This window comes from Bacillus sp. FSL K6-0923, from assembly GCF_038630825.1.
In the GTDB taxonomy this organism is placed as follows: Bacteria; Bacillota; Bacilli; order Bacillales; family Bacillaceae; genus Bacillus; species Bacillus pumilus.
On record NZ_CP152044.1, the window covers coordinates 426,560 to 449,027 of the forward strand.

At 43.9% G+C, this 22,468-nt stretch carries 20 protein-coding genes; 11 read left to right on the forward strand and 9 right to left on the reverse strand.

Annotated features, from left to right (window positions below; all coding sequences use genetic code 11):
• Positions 1-9: 9 nt before the first annotated feature.
• Together MHI16_RS02060 and tcyA are read right to left on the reverse strand one after the other, a co-directional pair.
• A complete protein-coding gene (locus MHI16_RS02060) occupies positions 10-702 on the reverse strand; it encodes an amino acid ABC transporter permease (RefSeq protein ID WP_034325166.1) in 693 nt (230 codons plus the stop codon).
• Positions 689-1,504 (reverse strand): cystine ABC transporter substrate-binding lipoprotein TcyA, encoded by an 816-nt coding sequence (gene tcyA, locus MHI16_RS02065; protein ID WP_061406740.1) that lies wholly within the window; start codon positions 1,502-1,504, stop codon positions 689-691. The genes MHI16_RS02060 and tcyA overlap by 14 nt, the downstream gene beginning before the upstream one ends.
• Before the next feature lie 367 nt (positions 1,505-1,871).
• Between tcyA and MHI16_RS02070 the strand changes: the two genes are divergently transcribed.
• On the forward strand, positions 1,872-3,263 hold the full coding sequence (locus MHI16_RS02070) for an amino acid permease (protein WP_058015449.1): 1,392 nt from the start codon (positions 1,872-1,874) through the stop codon (positions 3,261-3,263).
• A 44-nt stretch (positions 3,264-3,307) separates the two neighbouring features.
• Here MHI16_RS02070 and MHI16_RS02075 read toward each other — a convergent pair whose 3' ends face one another.
• Complete coding sequence (locus MHI16_RS02075; RefSeq protein WP_058015316.1) at positions 3,308-4,801, reverse strand: peptide MFS transporter; 1,494 nt, start codon at positions 4,799-4,801, stop codon at positions 3,308-3,310.
• A 263-nt stretch (positions 4,802-5,064) separates the two neighbouring features.
• Here MHI16_RS02075 and MHI16_RS02080 point away from each other — a divergent pair, with 263 nt between their 5' ends.
• From MHI16_RS02080 to MHI16_RS02115, 8 genes are all read left to right on the forward strand, one after another.
• Positions 5,065-6,849 (forward strand): right-handed parallel beta-helix repeat-containing protein, encoded by a 1,785-nt coding sequence (locus tag MHI16_RS02080; RefSeq protein ID WP_268467730.1) that lies wholly within the window; start codon positions 5,065-5,067, stop codon positions 6,847-6,849.
• A 199-nt stretch (positions 6,850-7,048) separates the two neighbouring features.
• Complete coding sequence (locus MHI16_RS02085; RefSeq protein WP_058015318.1) at positions 7,049-8,374, forward strand: LLM class flavin-dependent oxidoreductase; 1,326 nt, start codon at positions 7,049-7,051, stop codon at positions 8,372-8,374.
• A gap of 17 nt (positions 8,375-8,391) precedes the next feature.
• A complete protein-coding gene (locus MHI16_RS02090) occupies positions 8,392-8,895 on the forward strand; it encodes a GNAT family N-acetyltransferase (RefSeq protein WP_268467728.1) in 504 nt (167 codons plus the stop codon).
• A 22-nt stretch (positions 8,896-8,917) separates the two neighbouring features.
• Positions 8,918-9,712 (forward strand): amino acid ABC transporter substrate-binding protein, encoded by a 795-nt coding sequence (locus tag MHI16_RS02095; RefSeq protein WP_058015320.1) that lies wholly within the window; start codon positions 8,918-8,920, stop codon positions 9,710-9,712.
• A gap of 24 nt (positions 9,713-9,736) precedes the next feature.
• The gene (locus MHI16_RS02100; protein ID WP_003214174.1) at positions 9,737-10,411 is read left to right on the forward strand and encodes an amino acid ABC transporter permease; all 675 of its coding nucleotides are present in this window, start codon (positions 9,737-9,739) and stop codon (positions 10,409-10,411) included.
• Between the two features lie 12 nt (positions 10,412-10,423).
• A complete protein-coding gene (locus MHI16_RS02105) occupies positions 10,424-11,170 on the forward strand; it encodes an amino acid ABC transporter ATP-binding protein (protein WP_012008912.1) in 747 nt (248 codons plus the stop codon).
• A gap of 33 nt (positions 11,171-11,203) precedes the next feature.
• Complete coding sequence (locus tag MHI16_RS02110) at positions 11,204-12,361, forward strand: amidohydrolase (protein WP_058015321.1); 1,158 nt, start codon at positions 11,204-11,206, stop codon at positions 12,359-12,361.
• Positions 12,352-13,686, forward strand: coding sequence for an MmgE/PrpD family protein (locus tag MHI16_RS02115; protein WP_058015322.1), 1,335 nt, complete (start codon positions 12,352-12,354; stop codon positions 13,684-13,686). The genes MHI16_RS02110 and MHI16_RS02115 overlap by 10 nt, the downstream gene beginning before the upstream one ends.
• A 56-nt stretch (positions 13,687-13,742) precedes the next feature.
• On the opposite strand, the gene MHI16_RS02120 is transcribed toward MHI16_RS02115, so the two are convergent.
• The 5 genes from MHI16_RS02120 to MHI16_RS02140 all read right to left on the reverse strand — a co-directional run bounded on the left by MHI16_RS02120 (position 13,743) and on the right by MHI16_RS02140 (position 19,133).
• Positions 13,743-14,588 carry a GAF domain-containing protein gene (locus MHI16_RS02120; protein WP_058015323.1) on the reverse strand — a complete coding sequence of 282 codons (846 nt, stop codon included), beginning with the start codon at positions 14,586-14,588 and terminating at the stop codon, positions 13,743-13,745.
• A 164-nt stretch (positions 14,589-14,752) separates the two neighbouring features.
• Positions 14,753-16,129, reverse strand: coding sequence for an aspartate kinase (locus tag MHI16_RS02125; protein WP_061406759.1), 1,377 nt, complete (start codon positions 16,127-16,129; stop codon positions 14,753-14,755).
• Positions 16,130-16,303: 174 nt separating this feature from the next.
• Entirely contained in the window at positions 16,304-17,737 is a 1,434-nt protein-coding gene (locus MHI16_RS02130; RefSeq protein WP_058015325.1) for an MDR family MFS transporter, read from the reverse strand.
• 16 nt (positions 17,738-17,753) lie between these two features.
• Positions 17,754-18,620 carry a TetR/AcrR family transcriptional regulator gene (locus MHI16_RS02135; RefSeq protein WP_235567074.1) on the reverse strand — a complete coding sequence of 289 codons (867 nt, stop codon included), beginning with the start codon at positions 18,618-18,620 and terminating at the stop codon, positions 17,754-17,756.
• A 138-nt stretch (positions 18,621-18,758) separates the two neighbouring features.
• The gene (locus MHI16_RS02140; RefSeq protein WP_058015327.1) at positions 18,759-19,133 is read right to left on the reverse strand and encodes a hypothetical protein; all 375 of its coding nucleotides are present in this window, start codon (positions 19,131-19,133) and stop codon (positions 18,759-18,761) included.
• Positions 19,134-19,257: 124 nt separating this feature from the next.
• Between MHI16_RS02140 and MHI16_RS02145 the strand changes: the two genes are divergently transcribed.
• Positions 19,258-19,569, forward strand: a complete 312-nt coding sequence (locus tag MHI16_RS02145; protein ID WP_058015328.1) for a metalloregulator ArsR/SmtB family transcription factor — start codon at positions 19,258-19,260, stop codon at positions 19,567-19,569.
• A 30-nt stretch (positions 19,570-19,599) separates the two neighbouring features.
• Here the strand turns inward: MHI16_RS02145 and MHI16_RS02150 are convergent, their stop codons facing one another.
• A complete protein-coding gene (locus MHI16_RS02150; RefSeq protein WP_058015329.1) occupies positions 19,600-21,024 on the reverse strand; it encodes a PLP-dependent aminotransferase family protein in 1,425 nt (474 codons plus the stop codon).
• Positions 21,025-21,132: 108 nt separating this feature from the next.
• On the opposite strand from MHI16_RS02150, the gene gabT reads away from it, so the two are divergent.
• A complete protein-coding gene (gene gabT / locus MHI16_RS02155) occupies positions 21,133-22,449 on the forward strand; it encodes a 4-aminobutyrate--2-oxoglutarate transaminase (RefSeq protein ID WP_058015330.1) in 1,317 nt (438 codons plus the stop codon).
• Positions 22,450-22,468 lie beyond the last annotated feature (19 nt).

Genomic DNA, 22,468 nt, shown 5'->3' on the forward strand with positions numbered 1-22,468 from the left:
GTTCCCTCCTTACCTTGCGACATATCGATCAAGTCGTTTTTCAATTTGATGCTGAACGAGCGATAGAATGAAGCAGAATACCCAATAGATTAGGGCTGCTTCCATATAAATGAACAAGATCTGATCCAAGTTGGCTGCAGCAATTTCCTGAGATTTACGGAAAAGCTCTGCCACGAGGATTTGGGAGGCAAGGGATGTATCCTTCACCAAGCTAATGAATGAATTAGATAGCGGAGGAATCGATACACGCACAGCCTGCGGTAAAATCACGCGGACGAGTGTTTTACGATGCGTCATCCCGATGGAATAACCAGCTTCCCATTGTCCTTTAGGAACAGACAGGACGGATGCACGGATAATCTCCGACGCATACGCACCTACGTTTAATGAAAAAGCGATAATGGCACTTGGATATGGATCCAGTGTGATATTAAATGTCGGAAAGAAATAGAAAATAATAAACAATTGCACAAAAAGCGGCGTTCCGCGAACGGCCGACACATAGATGGAAAAAATCCATCTGAGGGCTTTGATTTTAGACATTCTAGCAAGAGCTGTCACAAGCGCGATAAAAATACCAATAATAAAGGCAATGATGGCGAGGGGGATTGTATAATAAATCCCCTGCATCACCATTGGCCAAAAAGATTGCTGAAGAAGATCCCAAGGAATGACGACTCCTAGGGTATTACTTTGTAACATCTTCACCAAACCATTTCTTAGAAATCTTAGCAAGTGTACCGTCTTTTTTCATTTCTTTTAATGCGCCATTCACTTTGTCAACGACTTCGCCGCTGCCTTTTCTGAATGCAAAGTAAGTTTCTTGAGGATCTCCTGTTTCAAATGCAACTTTTAGGTTTTTGTTCCCGCTTGTTTTCAAGTAATTCAATACAGCCAGCTTGTCATTGAATGTCAGATCAGCACGTCCTTGCTGGATCAATTGAATCGATTGTGCAAGACCTTCAACGCCTTCAATTTTAGCACCAGCATCTGTTGCTAGTTTATTGTAGTTACTTGTTAATGATTGTGCTGCTTTTTTGCCTTTTACATCAGATAGTTTCTTGATGTCGTTGTTATCTGATTTTGTCACAACAATGGCTTGAGACGTTGTGTATTTATCAGAGAACTCGTATTGATTTTCACGTCCAGTTTTACCAACTTGGTTCGCTACCACGTCAAAACGTTTTGAATTCAGTCCAGCAAACATGCTGTCCCATTGTGTTTCTTTGAATTCAGGTTTTAAGTCAAGACGTTTTGCTACTTCTGTGATGACTTCTACATCGTAGCCAGTTAATTTATCTGTCTTTTTGTCATGGAATGTGAAAGGAGCATAAGTACCCTCTGTTCCGATCGTCAGAACACCTTTATCCTGAATGGATTTCCAAAGGTCGCCTGATTCCTTAGACCCAGTTTGTTTATTCGCGTTGTCGCTTGCACCAGATCCACATGCAGTGATCAATGCAACACAAACGCCTAACATAATGGCAAAGAACATTTTTTTCATTTTATTCCCCACTTTTCTTGTTGGTATTTACAACATATGATCTTACAGAGAAGCAACCTAAAAGTAAAGCATTTGAAACTAGCTTGAGCGAATCTCACCAACTTTATGCCCGCTGCCCATTTCTTTCAAACCTCTCACGTCTACAAAGCCTTTCATCTTTTATTTGTGCGAACATTACTAAAATAAAGACTTTGAGACAGTGACCATAGAAGGAAGCATATTTATTATAAAAGATGTATAATTAGTAGGTTGTTTTGAAAATGGAATGAATCACATGGAGACATGTTTTGATAAAAGAACATCTTAGAAGAAGGAGGGCATCATTGTGGATGTTGGACAAAATCAGCCTGAGCAATTGAAAAGGGCGATGACCTCCCGTCATTTATTTATGATTTCACTTGGCGGTGTCATTGGGACAGGCTTTTTCTTAGGAACGGGCTATACGATTGGACAAGCAGGGCCAGTTGGAGCCGTTCTTTCTTATATTGTGGGCGGATTGATTATGTATTTAACCATGCTGTGTCTTGGAGAGCTGTCGGTCGCACTACCTGTGTCCGGGTCGTTTCATACGTATGCGACGAAATTTGTCAGCCCTGCAGCGGGTTTTGCAGTTGGCTGGATTTATTGGCTTGGCTGGGCAGCAACGGTCGCCCTAGAATTTTTATCAGCAGGACAGCTGATGAGGCGCTGGCTTCCTCAAGTGGATGTGTGGATTTGGTGTCTCATATTTGGACTGTGTCTTTTCTTATTAAATGCCCGGTCGGCGAAAGCGTTCGGGGAGTCGGAGTTTTTCTTTTCAACCATTAAAATTATTGCGATTTTACTCTTTATAGGTGTAGGCGGCGCGGCGATGTTTGGTTTTATTGAAACAACGAGCGGTGAACCTGCCCCTTACTTCAGTCATTTTGTGAGTGATGGGCTGTTTCCAAATGGATTGCTCGCCGTGGTGGTCACGATGATCACTGTGAACTTTTCATTCCAAGGAACAGAGCTGATCGGGATTGCGGCAGGAGAAAGTGAAAATCCTGAAAAAACCGTTCCCCGTTCGATTCATCAGACTGTTTGGCGTACACTCGTCTTTTTCGTCCTATCTATCTTCGTCTTAGCAGGTATGGTGCCTTGGAAGGAAGCGAGTGTGCTGCAAAGTCCGTTTGTTACTGTATTTGAGAGAACGGGCATTCCTTTTGCGGCAGATATCATGAACTTTGTCATTATCATCGCTTTATTATCTGTTGCCAACTCTGGCTTGTATGCATCGACGAGAATGCTTTATTCCTTATCGAAAGAAGGAATGGCAGGAAAAGCATTCAGACGCGTGAATCAGCGCGGTATTCCGATGAATGCCTTACTGCTCACGTTCCTGTTTACAGGAATTTCGCTATTATCCGGGTTCTTTGCAGAGAAAACGGTATTTGCTTGGATCGTGTCCATTGCCGGTATGAGTGCCCAGACTGGCTGGATCACCATTACCTTATCACAGATGCTTTTCCGCAGAAGATATCTTCAAGCAGGCGGAAAGCTGGAAAACTTAAAATTTAAAACCCCTCTCTATCCGGTGCTGCCGATTGTTGCGATCACGCTGAATACCATTGTTTTGGTCAGCCTTGCCTTTGATCAAGAGCAGCGCATCGGATTATATGTCGGCGTCCCTCTCATGATCATTGGGTATGTTGTCTATCACCGCTATGTGAAAAAGCATCAGGCGAAAAGTGAACCGCTTAAGCTGCAAATTCATGGAGATGATGAGATCCGGTTTTAAACTAGAAAAAAGAAGCCAACCCAATGGGGAGGCTTCTTTTTTATTTAATGAATACCTTTCATCGCTTTCTTAATCACTGGTGTTAAGAGCAGCATTACACCGCATAAAACGATGGCGAGAAACCCAATGATACCGAAATAGACGGTTTCTGGTACTTTATCAAACAGTTTGACCACTTGCGCGTTGATCGCCTGTGCCATCGCATTTGAAAGGAACCAAAGGCTCATTGTTTGTGCTGAGAAAGCAGCAGGTGCAAGCTTTGTTGTTGCTGACAGCCCAACTGGTGATAAGCAGAGCTCTCCGATCACGACAAGGAAGAAGCTCAGAACGAGCCATAATGGACTCACAAGTGTATTCGGACCAGACATGTAGGCAGGAATGATCATGATGATAAAGGATAATCCTGCAAACAGAAGGCCAAGTGAAAACTTAATCGGGGTAGACGGCTGTTTCTTTCCAAGTCTGATCCACAACCAAGCAAATACAGGAGACAATAGCACAATAAAGATGGGGTTCAATGATTGGAACCACGAAGAGGCAAGTGTCATCCCAAGGAAATTCAAGTTTGTTCGTTGATCTGCATATGTGGCTAAAATGTTTGAGCCTTGTTCTTGAATTGCCCAGAACATCACGGCAGCAAGGAACAATGGAATATAAGCGAGGACCCTGGATTGCTCCACTGGGCTCGTCTTTTTACTAAAATACATGACGATGAAATAGACAATCGGAATGAGCACCCCAAGAACACTGACAAACCAAGTGAATAGATTAATTGTGAGTGCGCCTGTTTGAATGCCAATGACGACAAAAACAGCGAGTACAATAGCAATTAATGTTCCGAAAATTTTGAAGTTCTTGCGTTCAGCAGCTGATAACGGATTTGTCACATAAGTACCGGCAAGACCAAGGTTCGGTTTTTTCGTGATCACAAATGTAATCAGACCAATAAGCATCCCAACGGCAGCAAGTGAGAATCCGAGGTGGAAGTTCACTTTTTGACCGAGTGTTCCGACAATTAATGGGGCAATAAAACCGCCCATGTTGATCCCCATGTAGAAAATACTAAAGCCAGAATCCCTGCGTGGGTCTGTTTTGGAATACAGGTCGCCCACAATGTTTGAAACGTTCGGCTTCAGAAGACCTGTCCCAATAATAATCAGTCCCATACTAATAAAGAGCGCTGTTGCTCCGCTTGGCAAAGCCAAAATGACATGTCCAAGCATAATGAACACCCCGCCATAAAAGACCGTACTAGACGAACCGAATACCCGGTCGGCGAGCCATCCTCCAATAATGCCTGACATATAGACAAGCGCACCGTAGACAGACATGATCGAATTGGCTGTCGTCTGATCAAAACCAAGACCGCCTTTTGTCACCTCTGTGTACATATAATAAATAAGCAGTGCACGCATGCCGTAATAGGAGAAACGCTCCCAAAATTCAGTGAAAAATAGTGTGTAAAGTCCTTTAGGATGTCCAAAAAACCCTTTTTGAGGAACACTTTTAACAATTTTATCGTGGTCAATTGTAGACATGGCATAGATCCTTTCTTAAAAAAAGAGATATGAGAAAAATGATATTCTTGTATAGTTCTTGTGTCAATATAAAACTATTCTAAAACAGGAAAAAGTTAGTTCAATAGGCGTAAAGTCTCAAAAATATGAAAAATTCTCTCAAGTGAGAATGGTCAGAAAGTTATATCGAAAGAATTTATTTAAAATTTGAAGGATTATACAAGCAAACCTTTTACACATGCATAGGATGACAAGAGGACATGTGTGAAAAGGAGGGGTTTAGGTTGGGGGAATTGAATGAATCTGATCTAAAAAAGCCTGTTGTCAATGTACAAGATTTTGGTGTAGTGGCGGATGGGAAAACGGACTGTACAGCGAAGCTCAATGAATGCTTAGAATGGACGAAAGCACAGGGGTATTCCCACGTCTGGCTGCCGAGCGGCACGTATGTCATCGATGCAGTGTACAGAGGAGATCAATTTTTTCCTTTCCGGGGTGCGGGTATACGTGTGCCAAGTCATATAACCATTGAGATGGCACAGGATGCCGTCATTAAGGTGAAACCAAATGATTCGTGGGGGTATGCGGCCTTTTATATAGGAAAGGTTCAGCATGTCACCATCCGGGGCGGGCGAATCGAAGGGGATCGTCATGAGCATGTGTATAAATCGCTTCCCCCTGAACGAAAAACCCATGAGTGGGGTTTTGGGATATGTATTGAAGGGGCATCTGATGTAGATGTGAATCGTGTGCAAATCAAAAATTGTACGGGAGACGGCATCATTGTCAGTCCCCACGGTTTATTATCACAAGCTGAATCGTACTCGCCTGCTTCGTCGATCCATATTGCTGGTTGTCACATTACAGATTCAAGACGAAACAATATCTCGATCACAGGCTGTGATGGGGTCATTGTAGAGGACTGTCTGCTGGAGAGAGCAGGAGTAAACGGAGTCGAGCCAAGAATGGGCATTGATATTGAAGGCTACGGGGAAAATGCAGTGAATATGGAGGAACCGCTGAATATTCAAATTCGAAACAACATTGTGAGAGGTGGCGCCGCAAGCTCCATTTATAACTTCAATGGCTATGGTGTCATCATCGAAGGCAATCATACAGATAGCAGCATCTCCTATGGCTTTGCCACGGAAACAATCATTGCCAACAATTTGATCCGTGCAGTAGGAGGAGGCGTCACAAAAGCAGGAATTACGAGCTTAGGTATCTCTCTTGGTCAAACGGAAAACAATGTGATTATTATTGGCAATATGATTGAAGGATTTGAAAAAGGGATTGATGTGAGGGGCGACAGTGTTCACATTACAGGGAATAAGATCAGTCTGTTTGAAGATGCGGCTTTGTCCGTTTATATGGCGAATCGTATTCTAATAGAAGGAAATCATATTGAATCGGGGACGAATACAGGGCAAAGAAGCGCAGCACTGCGTATCTATCAATCGGATAGCGTCGTCTTTTCGAACAATACCATTTATTCGGTGATCGATGGGGCGATGGTGAGAGGAACGAATATCCTGATCCAGCACAATCAGTTCAAAGATTTCAGTAGAGGGATCTGGGTGCAGGAAGGGGAAGCTGGGATCAACGGCAATCACTTTATTCAAGAAGGACATCCAGAGCTTGGGTCTTCGTATACGATCAGTGTCACTGGAAATGCAAAGGCTTTCATTTGGCATAATCGCTTTAAGCACTACCAAAACTACGCCGTATACAGCAGCACGATGGGGCCATTAGAAATCAAAGACAATTCCTTTGAAGAATCATCTTTATATGTCGTGATGTATATTAAAAATGGTTCACCACAAATCGGAGATAACCGCTTTTATTTAAATCGTTCATTCGGACAACCGACAGCGATCTTTATTGACCAGGCTGCCTCAGCCCGTGTGCTGCGCAATAACATCATCAATGTATCACCTCAAAAAGCGATTGCCATCCGCACCGCAAACTCCACTCATTCCGTAATCGCCCATAACATGCTGGAACGCAGTCAAATGGTGACACATACTACAGACCGGCTCATCGGAAATATTGAAATCGATACACCGTGATAAATGAGTAAAATCCCTAATTTTGGAGGTTCAGAAGGCGGTTGACAATCCTGTAAAAAGGGCATATAGTAATAATTATTTTTCATTTTTCGCAACATTTGCCCTTTTTTATTGATAAAACCGATTAATTCAATCAGAAAAATGTATCTTCTGAGGACTTCAGTTTGATACAGCAGGATATAGAAAGGATGAAGAACAAGTGTCACAGCCAAAAAGGAAGCTCAAGCTAGGCGTATTCATCGCAGGAACTGGACATCATGTTGCCTCTTGGAGACATCCGAACGCCGTATCAGATGCAGCCATGAACCTGGATTATTTTAAACAATTAGCGAAAAAAGCAGAGGAAGGAAAGCTGGATTTACTCTTTTTAGCTGACAGCTTATCCATTAACCAAACCTCTCATCCGAATGTACTCACGAGATTTGAACCGCTCACCCTGCTTTCGTCCATTGCTGAGTCTACTTCATCAATTGGTTTAGCAGCAACAGCATCCACTACATACAGTGAGCCTTTCCATATTGCAAGACAGTTTGCTTCCCTTGATCATTTATCAGGCGGAAGAGCGGCATGGAATGTGGTCACATCTTCTATTGAAGAAACAGCGAAAAACTTTAGCGGAGAAGAGCATTTAGCACACCATAAACGATACGAGCGAGCAGAAGAGTTCGTTGAAGTCGTCAAAGGTCTTTGGGATTCTTGGGAAGAAGACGCCCTTGTCAGAAACAAGGAAACGGGAGAATTCTTCGAATCTAGTAAGCTGCATGAGCTCCAGCATAAAGGGGAGTTCTTCTCAGTACGAGGTCCTCTCAACGTATCACGCACGCCTCAAGGGCAGCCAGTGATCATTCAAGCAGGATCATCCGAAGATGGTCAAAAGCTTGCAGCGAAAACAGCTGAACTCATTTTCACAGCACAAAACGATCTCAAAAAAGCGAAGGAATTTTATCAAAGCTTAAAGGAGAAAGTAGAGGGTGCTGGTCGTGCTAGAGAGGACGTCAGCATCATGCCGGGGATCTTCCCGATTATTGCTGATACAGAGGAAGAAGCCAAAGCGAAATATGAAGAATTACAGGAACTGATTGTTCCTGAGATTGGGCTGAGCATTTTGCAAAACTACTTAGGTGGGATTGATTTGTCTCAGTATCCTTTAGATGGTCCGCTTCCAGAGATTGATCCAAGCGCGTCCAATGCGGTAAAAAGCCGTTTTGATCTCGTGATGAATATGGCGAGAAAGGATAACCTGACCATTCGCCAGCTCTATCAATCGGTTGCCGGCTCTCGTGGTCATAATATTTTCATTGGCACACCGCAGCAGCTCGCAGATGTGATGGAAACTTGGATCAATGAAGAAGCAGCAGACGGCTTTAACGTCATGCCTCCGCTATTGCCAGAAGGGCTGGACATGTTCGTAGACCGCGTCGTCCCAATCCTTCAGGAGAGAGGCTTATTCAAAACAGAATACACAGGAAAAACCTTGCGAGAAAATCTTGGATTAACTGAGCCAAAAAATCGCTACACGACATAAAGGTGAGGTGACTAACGTTGGGATACACGTTTCGTCTGGCAACAGAGGCAGATATAGAGGCACTGCTTGAACTGACAACAAGAGCCTATGAGCCAATTCGTGAGCTCGGCATCCAGTTCCAAGCAGCACATGCTGATTTTGCTCTCGTTCAGAAAAATGTACAAAAGAATCTCTGCTATGTGATGGAAGAAAACGGAGAGCTTCTATCCACCTTGTCGCTCCGTATGCCTTGGGGAGAACAGCCAGGCCCGTTCGGCGTCCCTCACATTTGGTGGTTTGCCTCAGAACCATCCGCCCAAAAAGGGACAGGCTCTGTCTTGCTGGAGTGGGTGGAAACCGAATTGCTAAGGGATACCTTAAAGGTGCCATACGTATCTCTAGGTACAGCTGATAAGCATCCGTGGCTCATAGACATGTATGAGCGCAAAGGCTACGTCAGAGCAGGAGAAAAGGATTTAGGCAAGGGACACATCACGGTTTATTTGAAAAAACAACTAAGATCAGATATCACACAACCATAAGAGGAAAGAAGGGTATACGAACATGAAAAACAAAAAGTGGCTAGTCGTTCTATTTGCAGCAATGCTGGCAGTTTTAGCAGCTTGCGGCGGAGGCAATCAGAGTGAAGGCAAAGACGAAAAAGTGTTAAAAGTAGGTGCCACAGGGCAAAGCTATCCGTTTGCTTATAAAGACAATGGCAAGCTTGTTGGCTTCGATGTTGAAGTAACTGAAGCTATTGCAAAAAAGCTAGGCTACAAACTAGACTGGCAGCTGAGTGAATTCAGCGGACTAATGGGGCAGCTGACATCTGGTAAGCTGGATACAGTGTCAAACCAAGTCGCAGTCACAGATGAGCGTAAACAAACGTTTAACTTTACTGATACGTACGCATATGCAGGAACACAAATCATCGTGAAAAAGGACAACAATGACATCAAAGGTCTTGATGATTTAAAAGGAAAAACAGTGGCGGCAGTTCTTGGCTCTAACCATGCCAAAAACTTAGAGAGCAAAGATCCGGACAAGAAAATCAATATTAAAACATATGAAACGCAAGATGGTGTCTTAAATGAAGTGGCAAATGGCCGCGTAGATGCTTATGTCAACGGACGCAGTGTATTACTTGCTCAAATTGAAAAAACAGGTCTGCCGCTCAAAATTGTCGGCAACCCAATTGTGTATGAAGAAGTAGGCTACCCATTTGCCAAAGATACAAAGCATGACAAGCTAAGAGAAGAATTTAACAAAGCAATCAAAGAATTAAGAGAAGACGGGACACTGAAGAAATTGTCTGAGAAGTATTTCAAAGACGATGTCACGGTGCCAATTAAAAAATAACGACAGCGGCGGTGAAGAGCAGACATGAACAAAATTGATTGGCAGTATATGGTGACCGTTTTTCCGACATTGATCCAATACTTGCCGATAACGATCTTCATGGCGATTGTCTCCATGGTATTTGCCATTATCATTGGTGTGGTATTCGCTCTCATTACGAAAAACCGGATACCTGTTTTGTACCAATTTGCCAAGCTGTATATTTCTTTTTTCAGAGCGGTTCCAACCTTGGTTCAGCTCTTTCTCATTTATTTTGGTCTTCCGCAGCTATTCCCTGCGATGACCTCAATGGATGCACTAACAGCGGTCATTATCGGATTAAGTATTAAAAACTCAGCATACTTAGCAGAAATTTTCAGAGCTGCCCTCAACTCTGTAGATGAAGGGCAGCTGGAAGCTTGTCTATCTGTCGGCATGACAAGATGGCAGTCTTACGTCAGAATTATTTTCCCGCAGGCAATTCGAAACGCGATTCCAGCGACGGGGAATACCTTTATCGGTCTTTTAAAAGAAACATCTCTTGCCTTTACGATTGGTGTGGCAGAAATGTTTGCACAAGGGAAGATGATTGCGTCGGCGAACTATAAATACTTTGAAACCTATTTAGCCGTAGGGATTGTGTATTGGGTGATGACCATCATTTATAGCTTCCTTCAAGACCTATTCGAACGAAAAATTAGCAAACCTTACCGGAATTAAGGAGGTGTGGACATGATCAAGCTCACCAATTTGAAGAAATCATTCGGCGACCTTGTCGTCTTAGACGGAATCAATCTCGATGTGCAAAAAGGGCAGGTTGTGGCCATTATCGGACCTTCTGGCTCCGGTAAATCCACCTTGCTGCGCTGCTTAAATTTATTAGAAATACCAGATGAAGGCACGATTGAAATTGGCGATGCGAAGCTCGATGCGTCTAAATATACACGAAAAGAAGCCCATCACCTGCGTCAACAAACGGCCATGGTGTTTCAAAACTACAATCTGTTTAAAAACAAGACAGCACTGCAAAATATCACAGAATCACTGCTTGTGACGAAAAAAATGACGAAGCAGCAGGCAAATGAGATTGGAATGAAGCTGCTGAAGCAAGTAGGATTAGAGCAAAAGGCTGACAGCTATCCAGTCACGTTATCTGGCGGACAGCAGCAGCGAATCGGGATTGCCCGCGCATTAGCGGTTGATCCACATGCGATTTTACTCGATGAACCAACGTCAGCACTTGATCCAGAGCTTGTCTCAGGTGTGCTTCAAGTCATTAAGTCCATTGCGATTCAAGAAACAACGATGATCATCGTCACACATGAAATGGCGTTTGCTAGAGAAGTGGCAGACCATGTGATTTTCATGGCGGATGGTCATATTATTGAACAGGGCACACCAACTGAGCTATTTGATGAAACGAAGAATGAACGGACAAAACGATTTATCCAAAAAGAAGCAGCGGCTGAAGAAGCATAAGCTGCTTTTTACTCTTTAGAGGGGTGAGTATCAGTGAAATCATTAGGAAATGAAGCATTAAACAAACGTTTAATTAACATTCGCCGAGCGCTTCATGAGCATCCAGAGCTGGCGTTTGAAGAATATGAAACGACAAAAAAACTGCGCCGCTGGTTAGAGGAGGAGGGGATCACCGTACTCGATTTTCCAGCTCTTCAAACAGGTGTTGTCTGTGAAATCCAAGGAGAACAAGAGGGACCAACGATTGCCCTGAGAGCTGATATTGATGCACTTCCGATTGAAGAAGCATCTGGCGAACCATTTTCCTCAAAGGTACCGGGAAAAATGCATGCTTGCGGTCATGATTTCCATACAGCTTCTATCTTTGGAGCAGCTCTTTTATTAAAAGAACGAAAACACGAGCTCAAAGGAACGGTCCGCATTTTGTTCCAGCCGGCTGAGGAAGTCGCGCAAGGAGCGAAACATGTCATAGAGGCAGGCGTTTTAGATGGAGTGGATGCCATTTTTGGTATGCACAACAAACCAGACCTGAAAGTTGGCACTATAGGCATTAGAGAAAAAGCATTAATGGCAAGTGTAGACCGGTTTGAAATCAATATTAAAGGAACGGGTGGTCATGCAGGTATTCCGAATCACACGGTAGACCCGATTGCCATCAGTGGGCAGATCACAAGTGCTCTTCAGCAAATTGTCAGCCGCCGCATCAGCTCTTTGCATCATGCAGTCGTCAGCATTACACGCATTCAAGGCGGTACATCATGGAATGTGATTCCTGATCGTGTTGAGATGGAAGGAACTGTTCGGACATTTGAGCCTGAAGTGAGAGCGATGATTCCCGAGCTCATGAAACAAATCGTGAGCGGGATTGCCGAAGGGTTTGGGGCAAAAGGCGAAGTGAAATGGCATCCATATCTGCCTTCTGTGTTGAATGACGAGCGTCTGACAAAGGTAGTAGAAGAAACAGCAGGTGCGCTGGATCTCACAGTCGTTCAGGCTGAGCAGTCACCGGGCGGAGAAGATTTTGCCCTTTATCAAGAACGCATTCCAGGCTTTTTCGTATGGATGGGGACAAGCGGTACCGAGGAATGGCATCACCCTGCCTTTACATTAAATGAAGACGCACTTCCGGTTGCCGCTGCCTTCTTTGCCGAGCTTGCTGTTCGGGCATTGGAGTCACGATCATGGAATTAACAAAACAATTGGCAGAGGCTGTACTGTCTGCTGATCCACTTCAAGATCAGCGGGCGGTAGAAATGGCTCGAAATGGTCTGTTAGACGCTACGGCAGCAGCGCTTGCTGCGAAAGAGGACGAAGGAATTCAAAAGCTCATGGGACTTGTGGAACAAGAAGGCGGAGCAGCTCAAATTCCTGTCATCGGACAAGGGAAGAAGGTCAGCCGTCAATCCGCAGCGATGCTGAACGGCTACTTGATCCACGCCCTTGATTATGATGATGTGCATTCAGACGTGAGAGGACACCCAAGTGCAGTCATCATTCCAGCCTTGCTTTCACAGCTATCAGACGGCAAAGGGTTTGGCGATCGATTTTTAGCAGCCTACATCACAGGTGTTGAAGTGATGGCAAGGCTTGGTGAATCCATCGGAAAAGCGCATTATGAGCGGGGCTGGCATAATACCGGAACCCTTGGAGCCATTGCGGCAGTATGTGCCATTGGATATTTAAAACAAGTCTCGCAGGAAGAGCTGATGAAGGCAATCGGCTTTGCTGGAGCGCAATCTGCCGGAATGCGAAAGCAGTTCGGCTCTGATATGAAACCATTACAAGCTGGCTTAGCGGCTAAAACAGCCGTCTCGTCTATGGACTTAGCTTGTTCAGGTTTTGGTGGCAATGACTCGGTTCTTGATGGCGCACTTGGTTTCTTTTCACTCTACGGAGATCTGGAACTTGCGGAAAGTCGTTTACTAGAGGGCTATGGTTCTACATGGCGTATCGTTTCACCAGGGCTGTGGTTCAAAGTATATCCATTCTGCTCAGCTGCCCACCATGCAGCAGATGCGATCCAATCCTTAATGAAAGAGCGGGCTTTCTTGCCAGAACAGGTGAAACAAGTAGATGTCCTGTTCCCGCCTGGCGGAGATGCAGCGCTTATTGAGCGGACACCTTCGACTGGAGAAGAAGGACGATTTAGTGTCGAATACGTGATCGCACTTGCCGCGTTTGGACAGTCGCTGACGCTGGATGTCTTTACGAAAAAACACATTCCATCAAACATGTGCACTTGGATGAAACGGGTGAAGAGAGAATATGATCAAACGATAGAACCCCATCCAGACGCTGTCCCAAAAGGTCGCTTTACGATTGTGAAGCTCACCTTATCTGATGGCACCATCATTAGCAAACGAGTCGATATTCCGCGAGGCGCACCAGGTCATGCATTATCGAAAGAAGACATCATGCAAAAATTAAACAGTGTCACAGACGCATCACATGCACAGAAGATTGTACAAGTTATTGAAGACGGAAACGATTCTTCTTATTTGCAGCTGTTGGCATGATTTAAAAAGAAGAAAAGGGCTAAAATTGATTTAGCCCTTTTTGTGTCTATCATTTCTTATTCCGTTTTGGTAAATGTTAAGCCAATATGAGCAAGTGCCTGCGGCAAGTCTTTCCGAATGGTGATGTCTTTAAATGATATATTCGATTGAATCGCACTTAAAGCAAGATCTTGCTTAATCCCTGTTAAAACAGCAGAAATCCCTAAAAGTCTCAGCGTTTGTGCATAGTTGACCAGATATTGAATGCTCTGTTCATTCAGGCGTTTTGTTCCTGATACATCAATGACCAAATGAGAGAGCGACAGCCTGTAGCTTTCCTGTAAAATGGTTTCTAATATATGCTGAGCACGTGTCTCTTCGATATCACCAAGTAGAGGAAGCACGGCGACACCGTCAACAACTGGGACGATCGGTACAGATAATTGCTGAATCTGCCGGTTGGCACGGTCTAGTTCAAGGACGTAGCTTAATAGAGAAGCCATCGTTTCAAACATATGCACATGCTCTTCTGTGAATTGCTGCGGCCTTAGATCAAGCCCGCAAATCGTTCCGTAGTTCGTACCATCTGTAAAATCAATCGGCACTCCGATGAATGATCCGCCTTGAAGACGTTTCGTGACTTCTAAGGATTTAGAACGATCATCCAATGATATATCAGGGATCACAAGCGTATCGTGATGATCGACCGCCAGCTTGCAAAATGTCTTCTCGTAAGGAATTTCTTCCCCTTCTTCAAGAAGCTGCTCGTCATGATTTAACACCTTTACAATCTGATTGGTGGTTTGATCGTTTTTAGCAATAAACAGTGTATTCACATCAGTGAATTGACTCATCATATTTAGAATACTCGTAGAAGCATCATGAAAGTTGCGAAACTGTTTTAATAGTTGTTGACGAGGCATTGTTTTAGGACTCCTTGTAGCTCCGCTCATAGGCCGGAACAATAGTTGGTTTGTCTCTATCATACAAAATCAAACGAGAAATAGATACACTTTAATGCGTAAATCCATGTGAATCGGGTGAGAACAAAAAAGACTGCCGATCCTGAGATCTGACAGCCTGCTGATTAAAGAGAGACAGGGACGGTAGACATAGAGAAAAATTCCTCATACAACGCTTGAACGGCTTCTTTTTCTTGAGCCGCTTTGACGCCAAACATCATGCTGACCTCTGAAGATCCTTGATTGATCATTTCAATATTGACCTTCGCTTTTGACAGCGCTTTTGCTGCTCTTGCTGTGGTGCCAACATTGTGGCGCATCGCTTCTCCTACAACCATAATGAGGGAGAGATGCGGCTCTAAAACGACCTCATCTGCATCAAGCACATGCTTCAAGCGGTCGAGCAGCTCTTGTTCAATATGCTGCTCCTCCAGCTGATCCTGCCTTAAAATAATGTTCATATCATCAATGCCAGAAGGGACGTGCTCATACGTAAGCCCATATTCCTCTAACGTTTGCAGCACCTTACGTCCAAAACCGACTTCTCGGTTCATCAAATATTTGCTAATATAAATGCTGCAAAATCCGCTGTCTGAAGCGATTCCGACAACAGGTCCATTTGTATGATCCCGCTGGTTCACAATTTTGGTGCCTTTTGCCGAAGGATTATTGGTGTTTTTAATCTGTACTGGAATGCCTGCACGGAAGGCCGGAATGAGTGCTTCATCATGGAACACAGAAAAACCAGCATAGGATAGCTCGCGCATTTCCCGGTACGTAAGCTCTGTAATCTCCTTTGGCTCATGAACGATCGTTGGATTGACAGCATAAACAGCATCCACATCTGTAAAGTTCTCGTACACATCTGCCTTCAAACCGTTTGCCAAAATGGAACCGGTAATATCGGAGCCGCTGCGAGAAAAGGTGACAATGTCCCCCGATAGACTAAAGCCAAAAAAGCCAGGGAATATGATAATGCCAGAGCGCTCTCTTAATTTATACAAATGATCATATGACTCCGGTAGGACTTGCGCTTGACCAGGCTCATCGCTCACAAATAAACCAGCTTCCTTTGGGTTCACATAGTGAGCTTCGACACCTTGATAGCGGAAATAGGCGGCAATGAGTTTTGCGTTATTGTCTTCACCGCTTGCTTTGATGGCATCAAGATATCGCTCAGGATGAGACGTATTAGCCTGTAAGAGGGCATCTAGATCTTGCCGGATGGTGTCAATCACGTCATGACTTAATCCGAGTTCATCCGCAATGGAGGCATACCGTTCAATGACGGCTTCCTGTAAATCGTGTGCTTCGCCTAAACGTAAATATTGCTCACCACAGCTAATTAATAGATCGGTGACCTTCGTATCCGTTGAATGCCGTTTTCCTGGTGCGGAAACAACGACTGCTTTTCGAGCTGGATCTGCTGTTACAATGTCAAATACCTTTTGCAGCTGCTTGCCAGAAGCAAGTGAACTGCCACCAAATTTAACGACCTTCAATGCATACATCTCCTATAGTAAAAATTTTCTCACAAATTGAATAGTTCCTATTATCAACTCTTTTCTTCAAATTATCAAGGTTTTTCTTCACTAGAAATACAAATGTATTTTCAGGGAGGACGGTATAGCGTGAGTATATGAAAAAAGAGCCGGCCATATGCCGAGCTCTTTTTCTTATGAAGAAGATGAGGAGGAAGATAGCTCCTGCTTCATCACTTTATTATTGCGTTTTTCCTTTAAGAAAAAGGAGAGGACAAGCCCAATGACCGCAATCAGACCAGAAATGAAGAATGACGTATTCATTCCATGAACGGCTGATTTTAATGGGCTGGCCAATTCTGCATTTGCAGCAGAGCTGCTCATGATGGAGACAAGCACTGCTGTCCCAATGGAACCGCCCATTTGTCTCATCGTGTTATTCATCGCTGTCCCATGCGGGATCAAATGAGGTGGTAAAGAGTTAATACCTGCTGTTGTCAGCGGCATCATGATCATCCCAACCCCGATTAAGCGAAGCGTGTACGCGACCGTAATGAGGGCGATGGATGAATCAAGGGTGAGCAGCATAAATGGCAAGGTCGTCACGGTAAGTATCGTAAACCCGCCTAATGCCAGCCCTTTTCCGCCGACTTTATCAAAAATCCGTCCAATAATTGGTGAGAGGAGCCCCATAAAGAGAGCACCTGGCAATAAGATCAGTCCTGTATCAAGAGCAGACAACCCTCTCACATTCTGCGTATAGAGCGGCAGAATCGTCTCTGTCCCAATCAATAAAGCAAAGACAAGCATCCCAAGAAAGGTCGTCAAGCTAAAGATTGCAAACTTAAAGACACCAAATTCAAGCATCGGTCTTGTCAAATTCGACTGGCGCAGAATAAAGAAGAACAAGCTCACAGCGCCGACAATCAGCGAAATGAGGACAGTGGCACTTGTCCAGCCGTATGTGCCAACACTAGAAAATCCGTAAAGCAGTCCGCCGAAACCGAAGGACGACAAGATGACAGATAAAACATCAATACGTGTCTCTCTTTGCTGCGTTACATTTTTCATTAAGAAGAAAGCAAGAATAAGATCAATAATACCTATAGGAAGAACAATATAGAACAGGAACTTCCAGCTGAAGGAGTCAACAATCCAGCCGCCAAGTGTCGGCCCAAGAGCTGGTGCGAAAGATATGACAAGTCCGACCATGCCCATTGCCTGCCCGCGTTTTTCTTTCGGGAAAATGGTTAAAAAGATCGTTTGCATCAGTGGCATTAAAATCCCTGCACCGGCTGCCTGCACAATACGCGCTGCAAGTAATACAGGGAAATTCGTTGCAAATGAAGCAAGAATTGTACCGACTGTAAAGATACTAAGCGCCGTTAAAACTAAAGAACGGCTTGAAAATTTCTCGATTAAGAAAGCCGTGATCGGGATGAGAATCCCGTTTGTCAGCATAAAGGCTGTGGTGAGCCACTGCCCTTTGCTGACATCAATATTGAATTCCTCCATGATATGTGGGATCGCTGGAATGAGCAATGTTTGGTTTAAAATTGCGACAAATGCCCCAACGAGGAAAATCCCCACAATCACAGATCGATTATACGATGTTGTAGATTGGTTCATGTTATCCCTTCTTTATCTATAAGATGATGCTTTTCAGCTGTGACACGTTTTGTGATAAAACGCTGTTTTTCCCTAAATAATCGAGTAGTGAACTAATTAAAAAGGTTCTCGGTTGGTCCTTTGATAATTCTTCACTTAGCAGTTCAAACGCAGAGAGGAAATCGTCCTTTTCTTCCCCGTTTGACAGTGTGTGAAGCTCTTGTTTGATCTTCGTTAAGTACGAGATGACAAGCTTTTCTTCATCGTATTCGTCCTGTGTGGAAAGCAAATAAGAGTCCATCAGCTGATCTGTTAGCACAGGCTCAATAGAGCAAGGCTTTTTCGACACACGGTCCATCACGCCGATAATCATTTCGGCGGCATTTTCTAATTGGATGTTCTTGCGCTCAATCGCCAGCATTAAAATGAATTCTCTCATTAATCCGTTGAGGACAATGACAAGATCCCAGACGTAAGGCGCAACAGAATCACCATATGTGCTTAAAATAATGTCTCTGTGCCGCTGCATGATAATGGAGCGTGTCTCACGTAAATGCTTAATGACAATGGGCGAATGCTGTGAAAAAGCTTCAAAGGATAGCATATTCAAAAATTTATGATTCTCTTTAAACTCTTCAAGCTCAAGCTTGATCTTCTTTGTGAATTTTTCCTTTTTGGACAGCGTCGTTTCTGAATGAATGATTTGAGAAATCTCTCTCATTTTGCATTGATTGTATTTAATCAGTTCTAATAGAAGAGCTTCCTTTGAATCAAACAGTTTATAAATAGACGCTTTTGATATTTTACAGGCATCGGCAATTGACTGCATGGAGACACTCATATAGCCTTTTTGAGAAAATAATTTCTTTGAAACCCGCAAAATCTCTTCTTGCTTTTCGTTCATCTTCATAAGTCCTTTCCGAATCGGCAAAACCATATGGTCACAATGGAAACCGAGTGGTCACTTTTGCTATGATAACAAAACCAATGACCTATGACAAGAAAAGAAACTTAAAAAAACACCTATCTGATGACAGGTATTTTATCCTTCCGCATGTGCGGCATATATGATGATCTGTCCGTTAAGTTCGGCGATTAAAAGGTCTTCTCGCTCCTTTACAGAGTAAATCGCTGTCCCTTTTTTCAACTTGGAAGCTGTGCCGTGATTAAAATGTTCGGCAGCTGTTTTCTGAATCACACCTACTTGCTGATCTTTAGTGACGGTTAGTTGATGGGCCCAATCTACATTTGCTTCATAGACCGTTTCTTCCCATTGAAATAAATCTGCCTGTTCATCGAGAGCTAATACCTCTTCTGCACTAGGTGGTTTAGATTCGGCATAACGGACGGATTGGCATCCACATAAGCAAATGGTGAGTAACATTAAACATAAGTAAGTCCAACATTTTCGTGTCAAATGAGATTCTCCCCTTCACAAGAAAGCTATTATATAGTCATAGTCGTTTCCGAAGGATGTATCGTTACTTTGTGAGGCGGGTAAGGAGATTGTATGTTGGCACGAAATACGATACATTTATCGTATGAATAATCCAATCCATCCAACCCAAGAAGACATGAGACTGATTTCGGTGCTACACGCATTGGCCGATCCCATCCGGTTAGAAATTGTCCGCTGCTTAGCTGAAGCAGGCGAGAGGACATGCGGCACGTATGAGATGAATATTGCCAAATCCACGCTGTCACATCACTTCAAAGTGTTGAGGGAGGCAGGCATCGTGAAAGTGAGAATTGACGGAAAACACCGCTATTATTCTTTAAGAAAAGAAGACATTGAGACCGCTTTTCCTGGACTCGTGTCATCCATTTTAGCCGTAGATAAAGAGCGGTGGTAAGCCAGCTGTCTAGAAAAGCAGCTGGCTGTTTTATTTTCCATAAATCGAGTCATACAGTCTTTTTACCGCTGGCTCTATATCCTCTGGCCGCATATGAGAGAAGCCAAGAACGAGTGGAACAAAGCCTTCCTGATGCCCCGGTAATTGCTCATCAAGGGTAAAACGGTCCATCCCATACATTTTCAGCTTTCTTTCTTTGGCACGCTGTAAAATCTCATGCTGCGTGCGGTTTGAACGGAACTCTGCGATAAAATGAAGTCCAGCATTTTCCCCAATAATCCGCACATTGTCAGCAAAAACCGTATTGAGCTCTCCAATGAGCTGCTTCCGTTTTTCCTCATATAAACCATTCATTCTTTTAATATGCCGTTGATATGCTCCATCTTTTATAAAATGAAGAAGGGTGTATTGTGTAAAGAGGTTGGCTGTTTGAATGAAGAAGTGTTGTTCTTCCTTATAGCGTCTCAATAAATGCTGCGGGAGCACCATGTAGCTTAGCCTTAAGCCGGGCAACAATGATTTTGAAAAGGTCCCCATATAAATGACTTTGTCATATCGATCCAAACTTTGCAGCGCTGGAATGCTGTCAGTCCCATACTTGAATTCACTGTCATAATCATCCTCAATGATATAACGGTCTTGCTCATCGGCTGCCCAGTTTAAGAGCTGAATCCGCCGGGAAATTGGCATAATCACCCCTGTAGGGAATTGATGTGAAGGGGTAATGATCAACACATTCGGCTCTTTCTTCTGAATGTCACTCATCCGTACTCCTTTTTGATCAATGCCAATCGTTTCAATTCGGTGATGATTGTTTTTTAGCATTTGATAGAGCCGGCGATAGCCAGGGTTTTCTAACCCGTATACTTGATCGGCTGGAAGAATGCTTGATAGCGAATGGATAAGTGACTGCGTGCCTGCACTTAAAATGAGCTGTTCTGGATAGCATTTGACTCCCCGTGCAAGCCCGATTAACCGGGCAATTGTTTCCCGAAGCTCGTACACGCCTTGTGGATGCGGAAGCTCACCAAATGCTTCTTGGTGGAGACTGATCGCCTTTTGTTCACTTTTCAGCCAGCTTTTAAACGGAAAATTGGCTGTATCAACAGAGATATGTGAAAAGGAATACCAATCGTCTCGTGCAATCGGCTCTTCCTTTAAATCTGCTGGGAGAGTAGAGGGTTTCAGCTGACCTGATTCATGAAACGTTTCGAGTGATTCCACGAAAAAACCTTTGCGTTCAACCGAATATAAATATCCCTCGGCAAGCAGCTGCTGATATGCGCCATTCACTGAATTGACGCTGACATTTAATGTATCGGCTAACTCTCGTTTGGACGGTAATTGATCGTGCGGCTGAAGGTTTCGATTTAAAATTTCACCTTTAATTTTCGAGTAAATTTGATGATAAATAAATCCGTTTGCTCCTGTTTGGTCTAGTTGAATTGTCAGCATCTTTTCATTCCTTCCTCTCTGGTACCATGAAAAAAATGATATTGGTACTTTCTATCATACCAAAAAATATTCAGAATAATAAAAAAGACATAAAGGGGATGGATGACAATGAGTCAAACGACAACAAACCGTTTTTCAACTGAGGAATGGCAGGGGAAAAGAGATCAATACGTCGCAAGAGGCGTGAGTAATGGCAACCGTCATCTTGCAGCAAAGGGGAAAGGTGCCGAGCTGTTCGATATCGATGGGAAACGTTTTATCGATTTTGCTGGCGCGATCGGTACGTTAAATGTAGGCCATTCACATCCAAAGGTTGTGGAAGCCGTCAAAGCACAAGCAGACAGCCTGATTCACCCGGGATTCAATGTGATGATGTACGAATCGTATATCGAATTGGCAGAGAAGCTATGCCGCCTTACACCAGGTGACCATGACAAGAAAGCCATTTTCCTTAATTCAGGTGCAGAGGCTGTTGAAAATGCGGTGAAAATTGCACGTAAATATACGAAAAGACAGGCCGTGGTCTCGTTTACAAGAGGCTTCCACGGCAGAACGAATATGACGATGAGCATGACGAGTAAGGTCAAGCCATATAAATTTGGGTTCGGACCATTTGCGTCAGAGGTGTATCAAGCGCCATACCCGTATTACTATCAGAAGCCAGAAGGATTAAGCGATGCAGCCTACGATGAGTACATCATTGATCAATTCAATCAATTCTTCGTCGCTGCCGTTGCACCAGAAACCGTTGCGTGTGTGGTCATGGAGCCAGTCCAAGGGGAGGGCGGGTTCATTGTACCATCGAAGCGTTTTGTTCAGCATGTAGCTTCATTCTGTCAGGAGCACGGGATTGTGTTTGTTGCAGATGAAATCCAAACAGGCTTTGCAAGAACAGGTAAATATTTTGCCATTGAGCACTTTGATGTGGTGCCGGACTTAATCACTGTGTCAAAATCTCTTGCTGCTGGGTTGCCGCTAAGCGGTGTTGTCGGCAGAAAAGAACTGCTTGATGCGGCAGATCCAGGGGAGCTAGGAGGAACATATGCAGGAAGTCCATTAGGCTGTGTGGCAGCGCTAGCGGTTCTTGATATTATTGAAACAGAACAACTGAATCAACGATCTGAACACATTGGACAAGTCATTGAGGAGAAAGCAAATGATTGGAGAGTGGCGTATCCATTCATTGGGGAAGTCCGCCGGTTAGGGGCAATGGCGGCAATTGAAATTGTAGAAGATCAAACTACGCGTACACCAGATAAGAAAACAGCCGCAGCGATTGCATCATATGCAAACGAGCACGGACTGCTCTTATTAACGGCAGGGATTAATGGGAATATTATTCGCTTCTTAACACCACTTGTCATCACAGATGAGCTGCTTCATGAAGGACTAGGGATCATCGAGGACGCCTTCAAAGCACGCTAAACAACAAAGGGGGATGGTT

What these genes read in the sequence shown, in the direction of transcription:
- MHI16_RS02060 (WP_034325166.1), bottom strand. Translation starts at nt 702, where the DNA reads ATGTTACAAAGTAATACCCTAGGAGTCGTCATTCCTTGGGATCTTCTT.
- tcyA (WP_061406740.1), bottom strand. Translation starts at nt 1,504, where the DNA reads ATGAAAAAAATGTTCTTTGCCATTATGTTAGGCGTTTGTGTTGCATTG.
- MHI16_RS02070 (WP_058015449.1), top strand. Translation starts at nt 1,872, where the DNA reads ATGACCTCCCGTCATTTATTTATGATTTCACTTGGCGGTGTCATTGGG.
- MHI16_RS02075 (WP_058015316.1), bottom strand. Translation starts at nt 4,801, where the DNA reads ATGTCTACAATTGACCACGATAAAATTGTTAAAAGTGTTCCTCAAAAA.
- MHI16_RS02095 (WP_058015320.1), top strand. Translation starts at nt 8,918, where the DNA reads ATGAAAAACAAAAAGTGGCTAGTCGTTCTATTTGCAGCAATGCTGGCA.
- MHI16_RS02100 (WP_003214174.1), top strand. Translation starts at nt 9,737, where the DNA reads ATGAACAAAATTGATTGGCAGTATATGGTGACCGTTTTTCCGACATTG.
- MHI16_RS02105 (WP_012008912.1), top strand. Translation starts at nt 10,424, where the DNA reads ATGATCAAGCTCACCAATTTGAAGAAATCATTCGGCGACCTTGTCGTC.
- MHI16_RS02115 (WP_058015322.1), top strand. Translation starts at nt 12,352, where the DNA reads ATGGAATTAACAAAACAATTGGCAGAGGCTGTACTGTCTGCTGATCCA.
- MHI16_RS02120 (WP_058015323.1), bottom strand. Translation starts at nt 14,588, where the DNA reads ATGCCTCGTCAACAACTATTAAAACAGTTTCGCAACTTTCATGATGCT.
- MHI16_RS02130 (WP_058015325.1), bottom strand. Translation starts at nt 17,737, where the DNA reads ATGAACCAATCTACAACATCGTATAATCGATCTGTGATTGTGGGGATT.
- MHI16_RS02135 (WP_235567074.1), bottom strand. Translation starts at nt 18,620, where the DNA reads ATGAACGAAAAGCAAGAAGAGATTTTGCGGGTTTCAAAGAAATTATTT.
- MHI16_RS02145 (WP_058015328.1), top strand. Translation starts at nt 19,258, where the DNA reads ATGAATAATCCAATCCATCCAACCCAAGAAGACATGAGACTGATTTCG.
- MHI16_RS02150 (WP_058015329.1), bottom strand. Translation starts at nt 21,024, where the DNA reads ATGCTGACAATTCAACTAGACCAAACAGGAGCAAACGGATTTATTTAT.
- gabT (WP_058015330.1), top strand. Translation starts at nt 21,133, where the DNA reads ATGAGTCAAACGACAACAAACCGTTTTTCAACTGAGGAATGGCAGGGG.